The 17,936-nt window shown below is 47.4% G+C and carries 14 protein-coding genes; 7 read left to right on the top strand and 7 right to left on the bottom strand.

Features of this window, described 5'->3' with window-relative positions; genetic code table 11:
* Positions 1-95: 95 nt before the first annotated feature.
* From HYN48_RS12470 to HYN48_RS12455, 4 genes are all read left to right on the top strand, one after another.
* Positions 96-2,189, top strand: a complete 2,094-nt coding sequence (locus HYN48_RS12470) for a glycoside hydrolase family 97 protein (protein ID WP_108372197.1) — start codon at positions 96-98, stop codon at positions 2,187-2,189.
* 22 nt (positions 2,190-2,211) lie between these two features.
* On the top strand, positions 2,212-4,101 hold the full coding sequence (locus tag HYN48_RS12465) for a family 43 glycosylhydrolase (RefSeq protein ID WP_245945956.1): 1,890 nt from the start codon (positions 2,212-2,214) through the stop codon (positions 4,099-4,101).
* A 204-nt stretch (positions 4,102-4,305) separates the two neighbouring features.
* Positions 4,306-6,144 (top strand): MFS transporter, encoded by a 1,839-nt coding sequence (locus HYN48_RS12460; RefSeq protein ID WP_108372195.1) that lies wholly within the window; start codon positions 4,306-4,308, stop codon positions 6,142-6,144.
* A gap of 100 nt (positions 6,145-6,244) precedes the next feature.
* On the top strand, positions 6,245-7,615 hold the full coding sequence (locus tag HYN48_RS12455; protein WP_108372193.1) for a M28 family peptidase: 1,371 nt from the start codon (positions 6,245-6,247) through the stop codon (positions 7,613-7,615).
* Between the two features lie 215 nt (positions 7,616-7,830).
* Here HYN48_RS12455 and HYN48_RS12450 read toward each other — a convergent pair whose 3' ends face one another.
* The 6 genes from HYN48_RS12450 to HYN48_RS12425 all read right to left on the bottom strand — a co-directional run bounded on the left by HYN48_RS12450 (position 7,831) and on the right by HYN48_RS12425 (position 15,409).
* On the bottom strand, positions 7,831-8,496 hold the full coding sequence (locus HYN48_RS12450) for a hypothetical protein (RefSeq protein WP_146171779.1): 666 nt from the start codon (positions 8,494-8,496) through the stop codon (positions 7,831-7,833).
* 121 nt (positions 8,497-8,617) lie between these two features.
* Positions 8,618-12,316 (bottom strand): T9SS-dependent choice-of-anchor J family protein, encoded by a 3,699-nt coding sequence (locus HYN48_RS12445; RefSeq protein ID WP_108372189.1) that lies wholly within the window; start codon positions 12,314-12,316, stop codon positions 8,618-8,620.
* A 325-nt stretch (positions 12,317-12,641) separates the two neighbouring features.
* Positions 12,642-13,493: a hypothetical protein gene (locus HYN48_RS12440; RefSeq protein ID WP_108372187.1), complete on the bottom strand. Its 852-nt coding sequence runs from the start codon at positions 13,491-13,493 to the stop codon at positions 12,642-12,644.
* Positions 13,494-13,512: 19 nt separating this feature from the next.
* Complete coding sequence (gene kdsA, locus HYN48_RS12435) at positions 13,513-14,331, bottom strand: 3-deoxy-8-phosphooctulonate synthase (protein WP_108372185.1); 819 nt, start codon at positions 14,329-14,331, stop codon at positions 13,513-13,515.
* Positions 14,332-14,455: 124 nt separating this feature from the next.
* Positions 14,456-14,917 (bottom strand): 2-dehydro-3-deoxyphosphooctonate aldolase, encoded by a 462-nt coding sequence (locus HYN48_RS12430; protein ID WP_108372183.1) that lies wholly within the window; start codon positions 14,915-14,917, stop codon positions 14,456-14,458.
* A gap of 6 nt (positions 14,918-14,923) precedes the next feature.
* A complete protein-coding gene (locus HYN48_RS12425; RefSeq protein WP_108372180.1) occupies positions 14,924-15,409 on the bottom strand; it encodes a DUF4199 domain-containing protein in 486 nt (161 codons plus the stop codon).
* A 239-nt stretch (positions 15,410-15,648) separates the two neighbouring features.
* Between HYN48_RS12425 and HYN48_RS12420 the strand changes: the two genes are divergently transcribed.
* The 3 genes from HYN48_RS12420 (at position 15,649) to HYN48_RS12410 (ending at position 17,108) form a co-directional block, all read left to right on the top strand.
* Positions 15,649-16,206, top strand: a complete 558-nt coding sequence (locus HYN48_RS12420) for a YeeE/YedE family protein (RefSeq protein WP_108372178.1) — start codon at positions 15,649-15,651, stop codon at positions 16,204-16,206.
* Between the two features lie 3 nt (positions 16,207-16,209).
* Positions 16,210-16,623, top strand: coding sequence for a DUF6691 family protein (locus HYN48_RS12415; protein WP_108372176.1), 414 nt, complete (start codon positions 16,210-16,212; stop codon positions 16,621-16,623).
* A 71-nt stretch (positions 16,624-16,694) separates the two neighbouring features.
* Positions 16,695-17,108 (top strand): lipocalin-like domain-containing protein, encoded by a 414-nt coding sequence (locus tag HYN48_RS12410; RefSeq protein WP_108372174.1) that lies wholly within the window; start codon positions 16,695-16,697, stop codon positions 17,106-17,108.
* Between the two features lie 68 nt (positions 17,109-17,176).
* On the opposite strand, the gene HYN48_RS12405 is transcribed toward HYN48_RS12410, so the two are convergent.
* Positions 17,177-17,932, bottom strand: coding sequence for a glycoside hydrolase family 16 protein (locus tag HYN48_RS12405; RefSeq protein WP_108372171.1), 756 nt, complete (start codon positions 17,930-17,932; stop codon positions 17,177-17,179).
* Positions 17,933-17,936: the final 4 nt, after the last annotated feature.

Raw genomic sequence — 17,936 nt, 5'->3', positions numbered from 1 at the left:
TTTTGTTTTGAAAGCCCTTCGGCGTAAAAGCGGAAGGGTTTTTTTTAACACAGTAATTTAATTCTTTACTTTTATCAGGTTAAATGCAAATATTTATGAAAAAAATCCTAACCGTATGCCTGGCCTTAGTGACAGGAACCCTTGTCGCACAAAATGTCAAATCGCCATCCGGCAATATCTCGCTTGATTTCAGGCTGGTAGAAGGCAAACCATCTTATTCCGTGACCTATAAAAGTAAGCCCGTAGTGCTTTCAAGCCTGCTGGGCGTCAAGCTCAAAGAGACCACCGACCTCGCCTCCGGATTTTCCATAGACAGCATCGGAAACCACTCTTTTAACGAAAGCTGGAAACCCGTGCTCGGCGAGCAGTCCTCGATTGTAAATCATTATAATCAGATGACTGTGGCACTCTCCCAATCGGCAGGAAGGAAACTCAACATCATTTTCCGGATTTTTGATGAAGGCATTGCATTCCGTTACGATTTCCCGCGCCAGAAAGACCTGAATTACTTCGTCATTTCAGACGAGGTATCCGAGTTTAACCTTACCGGTGACCATAAGGTTTTCTGGATTCCGGGTGATTATGACAGCCAGGAATATGTATATAATGAGTCAAAAATTTCAGAAATTGACAATGACAAACTGAACCTCAACAACGGAATCGCGCTGAAATCTATCGGTGGGCGTTACGTGGTGCAATCGCCACTGATGATGAAATCCCAGGACAAATTATACCTGAATATCTTCGAAGCCGCGGTTGTCAATTATCCTGTGATGCATCTGAACGTTGACACCAAAACATTTAAATTGCGTTCCCAACTGGTACCAAATGCCATAGGTGATAAAGCCTATCTGCAAACGCCCTGCGTATCGCCGTGGAGAACGATCATGGTCAGCGACGACGCGCGTGATATTGTGGGTTCGAAAATGATCCTAAACCTGAACGACCCTTCCAGAATTGATGATACTTCCTGGATTAAACCCATGAAGTACGTCGGAATCTGGTGGGAAATGCACGTCGGGAAATCGACCTGGGATTTTGCCGGCTCACAAAATGCACAAAATGCCGCCACACAGGACCTTATTCCCTCAGGAAAGCACGGAGCCACGACCGAAAACACCAAAAGGTATATCGATTTTGCCGCCAAAAACGGCTTTGACGGTGTGCTCGTGGAAGGCTGGAACGTCGGCTGGGAAGACTGGTTCGGGAACTGGAAGGAAGAAGTGTTCGATTTCGTAACACCTTACCCTGATTTCAATATTAAGGAGGTCACGGATTATGCGAAGTCCAAGGGTGTAAAAATGATCATGCACCACGAAACATCAGGCTCTGTTGCCAATTACGAACGAAGGCTGGATCGCGCTTTTGATAACATGAGGAAATTCGGCTATCCCGCAGTAAAGTCAGGTTATGTGGGAAGGATCATTCCGCGTGGCGAATTCCACGACGGGCAAACGATGGTCAACCACTTCAATTTCGTCGCGCGCCGTGCTGCCGATTACAAACTGATGGTCAACTCACACGAATCATCAAGGCCCACCGGTTACAGCCGCACCTATCCAAACTACATTGCGGCAGAGGCCGCACGTGGAAATGAATTCAATGCCTGGAGCACCGGAAACCCGCCAATGCACGAGACGTTGCTGCCATTTACGCGTCTTTTGGGAGGACCAATGGACTACACACCCGGCATCTTCGAAATCAAGATGAACGTGTATGATCCCAAAAAGACAGAACAGGTACACACCACATTGGCAAAACAGCTGGCACTCTACGTCACCATGTATTCGCCCTTACAAATGGCAGCCGATCTGCCTGAAAATTATGAAAGGCACCCTGACGCATTCCAGTTTATCAAAGACGTCGCCGCGGATTGGGAAACATCAAAATACCTTGAGGCAGAGCCCGGTGACTACCTGACCGTAGTCCGTAAAGACAAAAAATCAGACAAATGGTTTCTTGGAGCGATTACAGATGAAAACGCACGCAAGTCTCAAATTGCACTCGATTTCCTTCCGAAAGGGCAAAAATTCAAAGCCATCATCTACGAAGATGGCAAGGACGCCGACTGGCAGAAAAATCCAAAGTCATATAATATAAGGACTGTCGAAGTGACTTCGAAATCAAAAATAAATCTTGTACTCGCCCCCGGCGGTGGAACGGCCATCAGCTTCGAGCCGGTAAAATAAACCAATAATTAATTCCATTATAATGAGCTTTTTCCTGCTATCCATTACAGGCTCCGGCCGGCCTTCCGTTTTTTCCAAAGTAAAAAAGGAGCTCCTGCCGTCGCTCTTTTTTACCGGGAAAAAATCGGGAAACCCGCTGCCGTTTCCTTCCATTGCTATCAGGGCTATGGCGATTGTCCTGATAACGATAGTATCTGAAACATCATGGGCGCAGCAAAAAACCTACTGCAATCCCATAAACATCGATTACGGTTATTGCCCGATCCCGAACTTCGTAACGCAGGGTAAACACCGCGCCACCGCCGATCCGGTTATTACTTTTTTCAAGGGTGAGTACTACCTGTTCTCCACGAATCAATGGGGGTACTGGCATAGTAAGGACATGCTTGACTGGAAATTCATCCCTCGAAAATTCCTTCGCCCGGAACACAAAGTGTATGATGAATTGTGCGCACCATCGGTGTCATTCGTTAACGACACGCTGATTGTCGTCGGCTCAACCCACACCAAGGAATTCCCAATCTGGATGAGCACGAATCCGTCCGTTGGTGACTGGAAAGAACTCGTGCACAAATCTGAGGCAGGCGCCTGGGACCCGCAGATTTTCTGGGATAAGGAAAAAGATGAAGTGTACGAATACTATGGCTCGAGTAATACATATCCGATTCATGGCGTAAAACTGAACCGCAAGACCTTTCAGCCCGAAGGCGAAGTGTATGACCTGATAGCCTTAAATGATGACGAGCACGGCTGGGAACGTTTCGGGGAATACAATGACAATGTCTTCCTGCAGCCGTTTATGGAGGGCGCTTACATGAACAAACACAACGGTAAATATTACCTGCAATATGGCGGGCCGGGAACCGAATTCAGTGGTTACGGTGACGGCGTATACGTAGGGGATGGGCCGTTGGGCCCTTTTCAGTACCAGTCTTTCAATCCATTCTCCTATAAACCGGGCGGTTTTGCGAGAGGGGCAGGGCATGGCGGCACCTATCAGGATGACAATAGTGATTACTGGCATGTGTCCACCATAGCGATCTGCACCAAAAATAATTTCGAACGAAGGATTGGCATCTGGCCTGCGGGTTTTGACCAAGACGGGATTTTGTATTCGAATACCGCTTATGGCGATTACCCGAATTTCCTGCCTTCAGAGCAGAAAGACCATCATTCCGAAAGTTTTGCGGGATGGATGCTGCTGAATTACAACAAACCCGTACAGGTTTCGTCGACACTTGGCGGCTTTCAGCCAAACCTGGCGGTCGATGAGGATTTGAAAACCTACTGGTCAGCCAAATCGGATAAAAAAGGGGAATATATCATTTCCGATTTAGGTGAAAAGAGCACCATCAATGCGATCCAGATCAATTACGCCGACCAGGACGTTGATCTTATGGGCAAGCCCGAAACGACCAAAGGACATCAGTACATCATTTATGTGTCAGACGACAACAAGAACTGGAAGGTTTTAGTCGATAAAAGCAAAAATACCAAAGATGTCCCGCATGATTATATAGAGCTTTCAACGCCTGGTAAAGGTCGTTACCTGAAGCTTGAAAATCTGGGTATGCCGACAGGTAAGTTTGCCATTTCCGGATTTCGCGCTTTCGGCAAAGGAAGCGGTAAAGTGCCTGGCGAAGTGCAAAATTTTGTGCCCTTACGCGCCGAAGCCAAAAAGAAAGGCGAACGCCGCAGCATCTGGATGAAATGGCAGCAGGAACAATCCGCGGACGGGTATGTCATTTATTTCGGGAAATCGCCGGATAAGATGTACGGGTCCATTATGGTTTACGGAAAGACCGAGTATTACTTCAGTGGCGCCGACCGTTCCGAAGCGTATTATTTCAGGATTGAGGCTTTTAATAACAATGGCATCGGACCCAAAACGGAAGTGAAACAGGCACCGTAAGTTTACGCAAACGATGTAATTATCATAAATTTTGTGTCCTGCAATCGATTTCGTTAATAACTTAAAGTCACTGCTATTGTGTGTTAAGTTATTATAAATGATATTTAACAAATAATGGATACGGTTTTTTAGCAGTATCCATTTTTTTTAATAATTATAAAGCCAAATTGACAATAAATTCCATTAACCAAAAACCAAAATTATATGAGTGATTCATCCGTAAAAACCAATTATCCGGCGTTGTATACCCTGATTACGGTGTTCTTCTTCTGGGGTTTTATCGCCGCAGGAAACAGTATTTTCATCCCATTCTGTAAAAGCTACTTTTCGCTTGACCAATTCCAGTCACAGCTGGTTGACTTCGCATTTTACACTGCTTATTATATCGGCGCTTTGCTGTTGTTTGCTTTCAGTGATTTGCGGGGAAAAGATATTGTAGGAAAATGGGGCTACAAAAAAAGCATCGTATACGGTCTTTTATTCTCGGCTTTGGGTGCCGGCGCGATGATTGTCGCTGTTGAAGCCAATGTTTACGCAGGAATGCTTTGTGGGTTGTTTATTGTAGCGCTTGGGTTTTCATTGCAGCAAACTGCCGCAAATCCATTTGCAATCTTGTTGGGAGACCCAAAAACAGGTACCAGCCGTGTGAATTTAGGTGGCGGAATTAACTCTTTCGGAACGACTATTGGCCCTATTGTTGTAGCATTGGCATTATTCGGGACAGCCGCTTCGGTTACCGATGATCAGATCAAGCATCTGGAATTAAGCAAGGTAATTTACCTGTACGTAGGGGTCGGATTATTGTTCGTTGCTGCTGCCGCATTGTTTTTCTTTTCGAAAAAAGTGCCTTCCGGAATTGCTATTGAACCAATGGAGAAAGCGAATAAGGCTTTACGTACTTTGGTTATCATGACAGGGCTATTGATTGTAATGTTCAGTCCGGTATTTGCGAGTTATGATTCTACGGAGGCGAAACAGATTGAAGGCATAGAAAAACAGATTGAACCACAAACCAAATCCATCAATGATCTCAATGATAAAATTGTTACGGTTAAACATGATAAAGTCATTGCAGATGCAGAAAAGCAAACAACGATTGCTTCAATAGAGCAGCAGATTACGACAATCCAGGCAGAAATTAAACCGCAGACGGATCAGATAAAAAGTATCAAATTGCCACTAGAGAAATACAGGATGTACTGGCTTTCCGGTGCGTTGTTGGTCATTATTTTAGGTTTACTATTTTCCTATTCCTCAGCACAGAAGAAGTCAGAAGGCTGGGGTGCGATGCAATATCCACAGTTGGTTTTGGGAATGCTTGCCATCTTTACTTATGTAGGTGTTGAAGTGGCCATCGGAAGTAACCTTGGGGAATTATTGAAGCTGAAGGAATTCGGAAGCCTAAGGTCGTCTGAAATTGCACCATACATTTCGATGTATTGGGGTAGTTTAATGATTGGACGCTGGGCGGGAGCAATCAGTGCTTTTAACCTGAAAGGAAGTGTTAGGAAAGTGATGCTGGTAATTGTACCATTGGTGGCTTTTTTCCTGATCCTTGGCGTAAATATTATATCAGGTAAAGACATGGTACCACTGTACTATTATGTTTTGTGCGTAATCATTCAGATTATCGCTTTTTTCATCAGTAAAGATAAACCGGCTCGTACATTAATGATTTTCGGTACTTTTGGAATACTGGCAATGGTAGTCGGTCTGTGCTCGAGTGGTACGGTCGCAATTTACGCTTTCCTTTCGGGCGGATTGGCTTGTAGCATTATGTGGCCGGCAATCTTCAGTTTGTCAATCATAGGGTTAGGAAAATATACTTCACAAGGTTCCGCGTTTTTAGTAATGATGATTCTTGGCGGTGGAATTATTCCTCCGCTTCAAGGTAAATTGTCAGATATCCTGGGAATCCATCAATCATACATTGTTGCTGTAGTTTGTTTTGCTTACCTGACATTGTTCGCAGTATTGGTGAAATCAAGCCTTAAGAAACAGAACATCGATGTTGATGCAATCGAGATAGAAGGAGCGCATTAATTATCCATTTATAATAAAAAAGGCCCTGCATTTCGTGGGGCCTTTTTTATTGAAAAAAATGCAAATTAAAAGTAATTTTACAGATACTAAACTAAACGATATGAGAAAACTATCTCTGCTACTAATTTTTAATTCATTGCTGATTACGGCACAAACCCCCGACGAACAAAAGCTAAAAGACATTTACGACCAATCCTTGACCAATTCCCAAAGCTATTCGTGGCTGGATCACCTCTCCAATAAGATCGGCGCGAGGCTTTCGGGGTCGGCGAATGCGCAGAAAGCCATCGAATATACAAAGGCGGAACTCGACAAACTGGGCCTTGACCGCGTCTACCTTCAGGAAGTGATGGTGCCACATTGGGTGCGTGGTGAAAAGGAATCGGCTTATATTGAAATTAATAAAAAGAAAATCCCTGTACCCATCTGTGCGTTGGGCATGTCTGTGGCCACACCCGAAAAAGGGATTCTGGCAGAAGTGGTTGAAGTGCAAAGTATTAAGGAACTCGAAATCTTAGGCGTTGAAAAGATTAAGGGCAGGATTGTTTTTTTTAACCGGCCGATGAATAACGCGCTCGTAGAGCCTATGGAAGCATACCGTGATGCGGGAGACCAACGCGGAAAAGGACCGCGGGAAGCCTCCAAATATGGCGCTGTTGGCGTGATTGTCCGATCGCTTACCCTGAGGCTCGATGATTTCCCACATACCGGCGGCACCTGGTACGGCGATATCCCTGCAGCACAACACATTCCGGCGGCCGCCATAAGTACCAACGGTGCAGCGCTATTGAGCAAATCCCTGAAAACCAACCCAAACCTGAAATTCTTCTTTAAACAATCCTGTAAGAAACTCGACGATGTCCTTTCTTACAATGTTATTGGGGAAATAACCGGCAGTGAACACCCTGAACAGATCATGGTCGTGGGTGGCCATCTCGATTCCTGGGATTTAGGGGACGGGGCGCAGGACGACGGCGCCGGTGTCGTGCAAAGCATGGAGGTATTGCGAATTTTCAAACTGCTTGGTTACAAACCAAAACACACCATTCGGGCCGTGTTGTTCATCAATGAGGAGAACGGCGTCAGGGGAGGTGATGCGTATGCCGCCGTGGCACAAAGCAGCAATGAAAACCACATCTTTGCAATGGAAAGCGATTCAGGTGGATTTACGCCACGCGGATTCACTATTGAAGGCGATGAGGCGGACGTGGCCAGGATCCAGCGCTGGAAGCCTTTGTTCGAACCGTATATGCTGCATCTGTTTGCAAAGGGGCACAGCGGGACTGATGTCGAGCCGATCAAGTCTTCAAAGATTATAAAAGTGGGTTTGAAGCCCGATACCCAGCGCTATTTCGATCACCACCATGCTGCGACTGACACGTTTGATGCCGTGAACAAACGCGAATTGGAGCTAGGCGCCGCCGCGATGACTTCATTGATGTATTTGGTGGACCAATATGGGATTGATTAGAATCCTGATGTGGAATCCGGAAGTTGAACTTTACGGGAAGCCGCGTGAGGGATGGAAGCGGCAGCCCGGAGCCTGCAAGGCGAGGACTATAGCGTACAGCCCGACCCGCAGGGGCACGCCCAAAAAATAATTGGATAAAAAAAAAAGCCCCCGGTCCTAAAACCGGGGGCTTGTTCAATCTTTGAATCTGCAAGTTTGCAATTATGGTATTTAACCTAATATTCTCTTGTCAAAATATCCATTTTAAAACGTATTTCTATTCCGTTTGATAGCCTTGTGGGTACAGGAACGTTCTGCTCATCCGGTTCACTTTCTTTTTTCATCCGCATTTCAGAGGAATCCTTTGATCGATATCCAATCGCGCGATATTGAAAACATGTATCACACTTTTGTTGATTGGGCGTGCTGAATCTCAGATAAAAAGCATTCGCGTTCAGATTATATTCCTTAAGCGATAATTGCTGGTTAGAAATGTGAATCGCATCTTTACTTTCAGGAAGATTTAGAACCCATGGTGTTTGATTTATACGTTCGCCAATACCTCCGTCGTCGTTGACACTATAAAGATCTATTTCAAATGTCATGCTTTCGAGAGGGCTCCATTTTGTGGTATTGTCACACCAGGTTCCCTGAAAACTTAAATACAATTCAAGGGGACGTCCCATTGGGAATTCAATCTTATCAAAATAGTAATAGTTATAATAGTCGTTAGCGCTTTTTAACCAAGCTTCACTATTAAATCCCTTCTTTACGGTGATCTTTTTTTCCTTTTTAAGAGCGGTATGATTGATCCGTACTTCATTAAGATGCAATATGGTGTCTTGCCCATAGTTGCTGATGGAAAGAATAAATAGGAATAGAAAAAGGAACAGGTTTTTCAATGGGTACGTTTTTAATTGCAATCAGGTCCCGCTTCCGGTATAGGCGGATTGGAAAAAAAAAATCTAACAAAAAGCCCCCAGTCCTGAAAACCGGGGGCTTCTTCAATCTAAAATCTAAAACTTATTGTTTGAGTACCTTTACGGTTTTGGTCATGCCGTCTGCAGTCATTTTGACTACATAGCTGCCGTTTGGCAAGCCGGACATGTCCACTTTCGAAGTTGTACTGTTGTCATTCTTAACGATCAATCTTTGCCCGATCATGTTGTACACTTCTACTGAAGTGATGTTTTTCGTATTGGTCAGGGTCAATACGTTTTTGACGGGGTTTGGATAGTAACTGAATCTGTCGTTTTCGATGCCTGGCGTTGACAAGGAAACATCTACCATAACATCATCAACATAGATGAAATATTGGTTGGCGGCTGAGTATGCATTGAACCCGAAGTAATATACGCCATCCGCAGGTACCGTGAAGTTGATGGATTCCTGCATTGCTGTGCCGGAGTTGATGCCGTTATAATTCGCAATATCAATCGACATATCATCTGCAGTTGGCGCTGTTCCGGCCATTACCTTAAGATCTTCGCTGAATGCATCAACGGCATTGTCACCGTATCTGTAAGAGATGTTATAGCCAATGCCGGCCTGCAATGTGACCCCTCTTGTAAAATACCAGGCATTTGCGGCATTGTCAGTGTCGTACCTATACGTAAGTGTCTTACTGTCAAAACCGGCCTGTAAAGCGCCAAAAGTATCTTCGGTAACTTCCCAGGCATTTCCGGTTCCGAGGTTGATGGCGCTGCCACAGATGGGAAGTCCGGGAGGCGTAGCGCTTTCGAAATCTTCCGAAAACGGAAGCCCTGACGCGTCACAGTAGGTGTTGAATTCTACGGGTCCGATCCACGCGCCATAGTCATTTCCGGCGCAAACCGACCTGACCCAGACATTATACTTCGTTCCTGACGCTAGGCCTGTCAGTGTAGCGTATTGGTTCGTTGACGAAACCAGCGTCGCGGTCGCCGGATCCTGCTCGGTTGCCAGGGTGTAACCAACCTGCCACTGCGACTCAGATCCATTCGAAAGCCAGGTTACGTCAGCGCTCGATGTTGAGACGCCGATGGCCGCAACTTCCGATACATCAGGACAGGTTGGCGATAGTTCCCACACAATGTTGTCAAGGAAAATAGACGAATAGGGGCCGCCATTCAAACGAATTGCCACATAGGTGTCCGGTCCGGTGTAGGACGAAAACTCAATCTTGTATTCTGTGGCCGTGTCCGAAGTGTTTACTTCTTCAACGAGGTTGAACACGCCCGAATTGGTGTTGGAATCGATTGTACCGATCTGTAAACTGCCTGCATTGATCGCATAAAATTTTAAACGGTACGTGCCCAACGAAAGGGTCGACAGGTTAGGGGAAACGAGTATGACATCATTGTCAGCAGTGGTCGACGAAAAGTCGTTATAAAGTTGTACTGCATTCGGATTGGAATGCACTTCTATCCAATCCCTTACACTAATGTCAGCGTATTCTGAAATGGATGGGCCTCTCACGATCGCCGTCCAGCAACCCGGAAGGTCGCCTGTGTCGGTTGAATCGAAGTTTTCAGAGAAGTTGGCCGTGGCAATACAGGCCGTGGTAAATGAGACCGGCCCGATCCAGGCGCCATTGTCATTGCCGGCACAAACCGATCTGACCCAGACTTTATAATCCGTATTGTCGGTCAGCCCCGTGATGTCCTTGGTTTCCGATGATGCCGTTACGAAAGTCAGCGTGTTGGGATCCGTCGCAGAAGCCGGTCCGACAGCCACATTCCAGCTGTTTTCCGATCCGCCGCCAATCCAGTTGATGGTGGCGCCGCTGATTGTAGTTGCTGATACCGCTACGTCAGTGACATCAGGGCAGGTCGGATTTACTTCCCATAGTATGTCGTCCAGAAGAATCGACGTGTAGAAGTCCTGATTGTTCAAACGGAACGCCACATAGGTATCCGTCCCGCTGTAAGCACTGAAATCTACTGTGTATTGCGTAACCTGGTTGGTAGTGGTGATTTCTTCGAAAACACTGAAAGTAGCACTTTGCGTATTCGAATCCATGGTACCCACCTGCAGGCTTCCTGTATTTTTAGCATAGAATTTCAGGCGGTGTGTGCCGCTTCCCAGGTTGGATAAGTTGGGGGATACGAGGATCACATCGTCAGCACCTGCCGTATCTGAGTCTGCATTGTAAAGTTCAACGGAGTTTGGAGCCGAATGAACCGTAGTAAAACTGACCGTGTTGATGGTTGCATAATCCGAAATGGTTGGACCCCTGAGGATTTCAGTCCAGCATCCAGGCAATTCCGGCGTGTTTACGCTGTCGAAATTTTCAGAGAAACCGGCAATCGGCAAACAGGCGGAGGTAAACGAAACCGGCCCGATCCAGGCACCGGCATCCGTTCCGCCCGCACACATAGAGCGTACCCAGACTTTATAATTAGTATTGTCAGTAAGTCCTAAGAGTTCCTTAGTTACATCTGCGGAAGCGACGGGAGTCAGCGCATTCGGATCGTTGTCCGAAGCACTACCGACAGCCAGCTGCCAGGCTGACTCCGATCCACCGGGCACCCAGGTTACTGTTGCCGTATTGGTACCGACAGCCGGAACGTTAATTTCGGTCACATCCGGACAGCTAGGGCTTTGTTCCCACAGGATGTCATCGATATAGACACTGCTGTACATTGAAGACGCGTTCAACCTGAACCCGATGTACGTGTCAGTGCCCGTGTAGGAAGTAAAATCGACGGTGTATTGCGTGGCGTCCTGTGTGATCTCAACTTCTTCCAGTACGGAAAATGTAGCCGTATCGGAAAAGCCGTCCATGGTACCGACCTGCAGGTTCGAGAAACCGCTCGCGTAAAACTTGATACGGTGTGTCCCGGCACCCAGATTGGATAGGTTTGGTGAAACCAGGATGACATCATAATCCCCCGTAGAATCTGAATTATCCAGCTGTACGGCGTTGGGCGAAGAATGTACCGGCTCAAAACCCTCGGTGACAATCCCGGCATTCGGTGACAATCCCGGGCCGCGGAGCACGGCGTTCCAGCACGTCGGCAGTTCCGGAGTGGAGACACCGTCAAAACTTTCATTGAACGCACTGATTCCGTTACACGCCGTGGTGAAACCGGATGCTAAAGTCCACGGACTGAATTCAGAACCGCAATTCGCCCTTACATAAAACACATAATCCGTTGCCTGCGTCAATGATGTTGCGGTGTAGGACATCGTGGTCACGGGTGTTCCGGAAGTTGAAGGCCCCGGATTTGGCGAGCCTGCAGGCAGGACCAGTACTTCCCAGGCCGTTTCTGCGCCTCCGGCTTCCCAACTGAAATCGGCACTCGTCATCAGGATCGAATTAACGGACACGTTCAACGGAACCGGACAGGTCAACAGGATTTGGAGTGTGGTCGTGTGGCCACCCTGGCTGCCTGCACAGGCGGCATCGTCAGAATAATGCAGCTTCACCTCGTCGACGGCAATTGCGTTAACGGTCAGTGGCGATTCTCCTGATGCGATAATATTATCTGACAGGTCGGTCACCGTAATGTAGTTTTCCGTGCCGTTGATCGAGCAGGTAAAAACGTAATCGCTGCCAATGGCAATGTTCGACACCTGGGCATAATCATCGACGGTCCAGTTAAACGTCGATATGGTCTGCGGGAATCCCAAGTTGTCAGAAATTACAGTGTTTCCAGGAAACTTGTAAGTTCGGATACATTGAGAAAAACCCGTTACCGCAGTCAAAACCAGAAAGAGCAGTAAAGTAATTCTTTTCATAAATAAACTGTTAGAGGTTGTTAATATATTGCTAAGATAATACGTATTCTGACTATTTTTCGGGGCGATTTCGCCCAAAACCTTATAAATCACAAAAAAACAGACAGAGGGTAATTTTTGTAACAATTGCGATTACCTGATTAGGGCGCCCCCTTCGGGCCGCGCGCTCCGCGCTACATGGTAGCCTGCTGCGATCGCTGGCGCAGCGCCGTTTTCAAAGTGTGGTCCGCGTGCCGAAATCCCGCCCGGCATAAAAAAACCAGCCCGAAAGCTGGTTGATATTATTGGGAGCATCGGGGAAAACCCATGCCGTTCCGCTGCGGCCTTACACCCTGAAAATCCCACCTACAGCGATAATCCTCTGCAGGAAAAAGAAATGCTGTGAGGCATGGTCCGTATTGCTTGTGGTCGTGCGGATGTCGTGCATGTCGATGTAGCCGCCCTTGATTTCGCCCTGTACATAAAAATGCTTGAAGAACGTGATGTTGAGTCCCGCCTTCGCCGAAATGCCAAATCCCGATATATGAAAATCATCATGCCTTTCGCGTCCCAGCAGCTTCGTGTTGGTTTTCGGGAACAGGAATCCCGCCCCGATGCCCTCGGTGACGTTAAACTGTACCTTATCGGTGTTGCTGATCTTCAGTACTGATGAGACATCGTCGGTACGCGAAAACTCAGTGTTTACGTAATTCAGGCCGTCCGTGTGCTCGTACTGGAGAAAGTCTTCGGTCATTTTCGTATCCGTATTGTTGTAAATACCGTTGAATACAGCGCCTTCCTCTGTATCGGGCAAACTGATAAAACCGGAAACGTTCGCAATCTGGTCCTGCGTCATCACATATTTCATGTGATCCCACCCGATCGAAATACTGTAATGGTCATCAATAAAATAGCCCATCCTGAAATTCGTTTGCGGGATTGTCATCCGCCCGGGGTTCAGGTAATCCAGGTGGTAGCCCTTCGGCTTGTCATGGGCTTCCATATCATGCACGGTAAAGTCATAACCTCGGCCCCAAAACCGTACATCCGAACGGCTGTAGCTTTCGCGGTTGCCGCCCCATGAAATGAAAAATTTCCCTTTATTGTGTGAAGAATATAAATCGCCTGTGGTTTCCTGTGCGCTGGCTGACCGGGAAACAACCATCACCATCATCAGGATGAAAACATTTTTAAGCATTGTAGTAGGAAATTGGGAATTAAAATGAATTGACCGTTTTGCGGATTGCCGTAAGTTTCTGCATCAAAGGCTCGAAATAATCAAGGTGCAGCATATTGGCGCCATCGCTTTTGGCGTTTGCCGGATCAAAATGCGTTTCGATAAAGATGCCATCGACACCCACCACGATACCGGCCTTGGCTATGGTTTCAATCATATCCGGGCGGCCCCCGGTGACGCCGGCGGTCTGGTTTGGCTGCTGCAGCGAATGCGTCACATCAAGCACGGTTTTGGCGTATTGCTGCATCGTGGGGATGCCGCGGTAATCCACAATCATGTCCTGGTATCCGAACATCGTGCCGCGATCGGTCACCATGACGTTTTCGTTCTGGCAATCCAGCACTTTCTGCACGGCATGTTTCATGCTTTCGGGGCTCATAAACTGCCCTTTCTTGAGGTTCACGGTCTTGCCGGTGTTGGCTGCCGCTACGACGAGGTCAGTCTGTCGCACCAGGAACGCAGGGATCTGCAGCACATCGACATATTCAGCGGCCATTGGCGCATCTTCATTTGTGTGGATATCGGTCACCGTAGGCACGTCAAAAGTCTCGGAGACCCTGCGTAGGATCTTCAATGCCTTTTCATCGCCGATACCGCAAAAACTGTCAATACGGGAACGGTTTGCTTTTTTGAAAGAGCCTTTAAAAACGTATGGGATCTGCAAATTATCTGTAATCGTGACGAGGCGTTCGGCAATGCGCATTGCCATTTCCTCTCCTTCGATGGCGCACGGCCCGGCCAGGAGAAAAAAGTTCCCACTGTCCAGGTGTTTGATTTTAGGGATGTTGTTTAAATTCATCAGTGTTGCTTTTTGAGGTGCAAAGATAATGATGAATTATGAATTTTTGATGAATAATCTGGACGGCCTCCAAACCCGAAAATGCGCCACACCCACCCCTGATTTTCCTGACCGCGGGGCCGGGCTATTTCTTGCGCAAAGTAAGACCCACAGGGACCATCACCTCGCTTTTGTCATAGATATTGATGTAAAGCCTGGCGGGTTTGTGCGGCCCGTCCCAGTCGAGCTCGTATACCTGGAGCATGCCCACGCCGCCTATCTCGTTGCGCTTGGTAGGGTAGGGGCAGCAGTCCTCAAGCTTGCGGTAGCGCAGCTTTTCGCCGTTTGGACCCGCCAATGCATTGAGGTAACGCTGCGCATTGAGCGTGTCGTTTTGGATATCGCGATAGAATACGTTCACCGGGTAATCCTTGTCGTAGCCGTATCTCGGATCCGTGCTGTACGTCTGTACCGCAAAAGTGTTGTCTTTGAGCAGCACCATGTCCGGCGCATTGTTGTTGATGTTCCTGATTGTGCTTTTTCCGCTCACACAGGCTGACAGTGCCGCTGCGGCTGCTATAGAAATGAGGATTGTCCTTAGTGTCATGGCTGTTTATTTTTGGTGTTTATTCCTAACAACGCGCGAAGCCGCCGTAGCGTATAGCATCCCGATGGAAAGCGTCATAAAAACGGTTTGGGTAATGTAGTCCGGGAAACTGAAATAGTCCCTGATGGCCTGCGGATTCGCGTTTTTTGACGCCATCGCACGCCTGATCATATTTGGGAAAAACTCAGGCGCAATGGATTTCTGGATTACAATCTGCGCAAACGGCATCAGGATGGCAATAAACAGGGTCATGTAAATTCCCGAGATACTTCCCTGCTTCCAGTCCATGCTGTTCCCGAAATACGCCGTTTTCTTCTCCTTAACCGCCATCAGGTAAATCAGGAATGCCAGTATATAGAACCCAAACGAATACCAGATATAATTTTCTATATGGGTGTCATACGCCCCCGTGTATTTTTCGAGGAATACCCACGCGATGTAAACAAAAATGTACCTGATGGCCCATTTGATCTCGATGGCAAATTTTTTCATGTCGTATAATTTCGCGTCAAAAATAACGAAAAACCGTCACCATGCAATTTTAACGGCGCAAGCTTCAGCGAAAAGCACTTTTTTTATTCCGGGCGTTGCCTGCGGCCCGGGCTGTACGCTTTTATCTTTGCTTCCCTGCGGTCAGCAAAGGATAACCGCTGCCATCCCTAACGCATTTCTGCGGCTACCGGCGGTTCCCGTTGACGCTTTTTGTTTACATTTGCGCAAACTCTGCGTGTATGGAATCACTTTATCAAACCTGGCCCTGGTACCTCTCAGGCTTCCTGATCGGAGCGGTCATGATGGTACTCATTTTTTTCGGAAAGACGTTCGGGATGTCGTCAAACCTGCGCTCGCTTTGCACTATTGCAGGGGCGGGCAGGTACGCCGACTTCTTCAACTTCGACTGGAAGTCACAACGCTGGAACCTCGCGGTGGTCTTTGGCGCCATGATCGGCGGATTTGTAGCGGTACATTATATGTCCGATCCGTCAAATGTGGCAATCAATCCCAAAACAATCGAGCAGCTGCATACGCTGGGGTTTGAAGCGCCCGGTGGCAAGCTGGCACCCGACAGCATGTTCGGCCCTGCCGCCTTCCAATCCCCTAAGACGATCGCGATACTGCTTGTCGGTGGGCTGCTCATCGGATTTGGGTCGCGCTACGCGGGTGGCTGTACTTCGGGACATGCGATCCAGGGCCTGAGCAATCTGCAGGTGCCTTCTCTCAAAGCCGTAATCGGTTTCTTCGTTGGTGGCCTGATCATGACCTGGTTGTTATTCCCCTTAATTTTCTAAAGTATGAAAACACTAAAATACATCATCGTCGGATTTGTCTTCGGGGTTGTGCTCACCAAGTCGGAGGCCGTGTCCTGGTACCGCATTTACGAAATGTTCCGGTTTGAATCGTTTCATATGTACGGCATCATCGGTGTGGCCGTTGTCACGGGACTCATCGGCGTACAGTGGATCAAACGAAGCAAGGCGCGGGACATAACCGGCGCACCCATTGTCATCCAGGATAAGGAGCAAGGTTCAGCCCGTTACTGGATCGGAGGGCTGCTGTTCGGGCTTGGCTGGGCGTTGGCAGGATCGTGCCCGGGCCCGATTTTCATATTAATTGGCGCCGGTTTCTTTCCTGTTACCCTGGTTTTACTGGGCGCGCTGCTCGGAACTTTCCTCTATGGCGTCGTAAAAGATAAATTACCGCATTAAAAATTTGGATGCAATTAAAAAAATGTATTATCATTGCGGCAACGTAAAACAAATTAACAAAATTTTAAAAAATGAAAAACATTTTAAAGGTTGCCGTGTTGGTATTGAGTATGTCATTCGTAGGTTGCAGCAGCGACGATGACGAGGCTTCAATCGTAGGAAAGTGGAATTTTTCTAAAGAAGGTCTGGCTGCACAAGGTCAGGAAGTTTTAACTGATTACACACACGCTACTGGTTGTACCAAAGACAATGTGGAGTTTAAGGCTGACGGTACCATTTCAGAAACGTATTATGATGACGCCTGTGCTGCATCGACTTCAAACGGTACTTACACTAAAAGCGGTAACACTGTTGTGGTGACTATGGACGGTGTAGCTACAACTTATGAAGTGAAGCAATTGTCAGGTTCAACTTTGAAAGTGTACGATACTGAAAGTATCGACGGACAGTCTTTCACGAATGTGACTGTGTTTACGAAAAACTAAAACCAATCGGTTACAATTGAAAAAGGCGCTGTAAAACAGCGCCTTTTTCTTTTGAACTAACTTCAACTTTATTGATACACTTTCACATAATCAATAATGTATTGCTGCGGAAAAATACTGTCGTCTACCGCCGGCCCTCCAAAATTGCCGCCGATGGCACAATTGATAAGAATGTAAAACGGCTGGTTAAATGGCCAGTTCCCTTCGGTTTTAGGCTCAGGCTGGTAGGTATAGACCAGTTGGTCATCGACATAAAACCTGATCTTCTCCGCATCCCATTCGGTCGCATACAGGTGAAAGCCATCTTCGACCGCGTCGATTTTTGTCTTTTTTGAGCTGGCATGCTCGCCATGGGTATCCTGGGTATGCAGCGTGGTATACACCATGTCAGGCTCCCGTCCGATGTATTCGAGGATGTCAATCTCACCGCATTTGGGCCATCCAGCGGTGCCGATGTTCGCGCCAAGCATCCAGAAAGCCGGCCAGATGCCCTGGCCCACCGGAACTTTCGCACGCGCTTCAATGCGTCCGTATTGAAATTGTCGTTTTCCCTGTGTCGTAATCCGCGTGGACGAGTAGGTGTCACCTACTTTTTTCGCGGTGATCACCAGCTTGCCATCGACAAGCTTATGGTTTTCCTTCGTGTACAATTGTCGTTCGTTGTTGCCCCAGCCACAGTTAGGGCAGCCGTCGCCAAGCTCAAAATTCCAGTCTTTTTCATTCAGTGACTTACCATTGAATTGCTCTTCCCAGACAAGTTTGCGCTTAGGCTGTTGGGCGTAGCCGGTGTTCACGGCCAACAAAAAGATCAGTAGCTTTTTCATGATT

Source organism: Flavobacterium magnum (genome assembly GCF_003055625.1).
GTDB classification, from domain to species: Bacteria; Bacteroidota; Bacteroidia; order Flavobacteriales; family Flavobacteriaceae; genus Flavobacterium; species Flavobacterium magnum.
Note: the sequence above shows the minus strand (reverse complement) of the source record. Positions and strands in the feature narration are given on the sequence as shown.

Bases quoted from the DNA above. Each gene is read 5' to 3' on its own strand.
- HYN48_RS12470 (WP_108372197.1), top strand. From the start codon at position 96: ATGAAAAAAATCCTAACCGTATGCCTGGCCTTAGTGACAGGAACCCTT.
- HYN48_RS12465 (WP_245945956.1), top strand. From the start codon at position 2,212: ATGAGCTTTTTCCTGCTATCCATTACAGGCTCCGGCCGGCCTTCCGTT.
- HYN48_RS12460 (WP_108372195.1), top strand. From the start codon at position 4,306: ATGAGTGATTCATCCGTAAAAACCAATTATCCGGCGTTGTATACCCTG.
- HYN48_RS12455 (WP_108372193.1), top strand. From the start codon at position 6,245: ATGAGAAAACTATCTCTGCTACTAATTTTTAATTCATTGCTGATTACG.
- HYN48_RS12445 (WP_108372189.1), bottom strand. From the start codon at position 12,316: ATGAAAAGAATTACTTTACTGCTCTTTCTGGTTTTGACTGCGGTAACG.
- HYN48_RS12440 (WP_108372187.1), bottom strand. From the start codon at position 13,493: ATGCTTAAAAATGTTTTCATCCTGATGATGGTGATGGTTGTTTCCCGG.
- kdsA (WP_108372185.1), bottom strand. From the start codon at position 14,331: ATGAATTTAAACAACATCCCTAAAATCAAACACCTGGACAGTGGGAAC.
- HYN48_RS12430 (WP_108372183.1), bottom strand. From the start codon at position 14,917: ATGACACTAAGGACAATCCTCATTTCTATAGCAGCCGCAGCGGCACTG.
- HYN48_RS12425 (WP_108372180.1), bottom strand. From the start codon at position 15,409: ATGAAAAAATTTGCCATCGAGATCAAATGGGCCATCAGGTACATTTTT.
- HYN48_RS12420 (WP_108372178.1), top strand. From the start codon at position 15,649: ATGGAATCACTTTATCAAACCTGGCCCTGGTACCTCTCAGGCTTCCTG.
- HYN48_RS12415 (WP_108372176.1), top strand. From the start codon at position 16,210: ATGAAAACACTAAAATACATCATCGTCGGATTTGTCTTCGGGGTTGTG.
- HYN48_RS12410 (WP_108372174.1), top strand. From the start codon at position 16,695: ATGAAAAACATTTTAAAGGTTGCCGTGTTGGTATTGAGTATGTCATTC.
- HYN48_RS12405 (WP_108372171.1), bottom strand. From the start codon at position 17,932: ATGAAAAAGCTACTGATCTTTTTGTTGGCCGTGAACACCGGCTACGCC.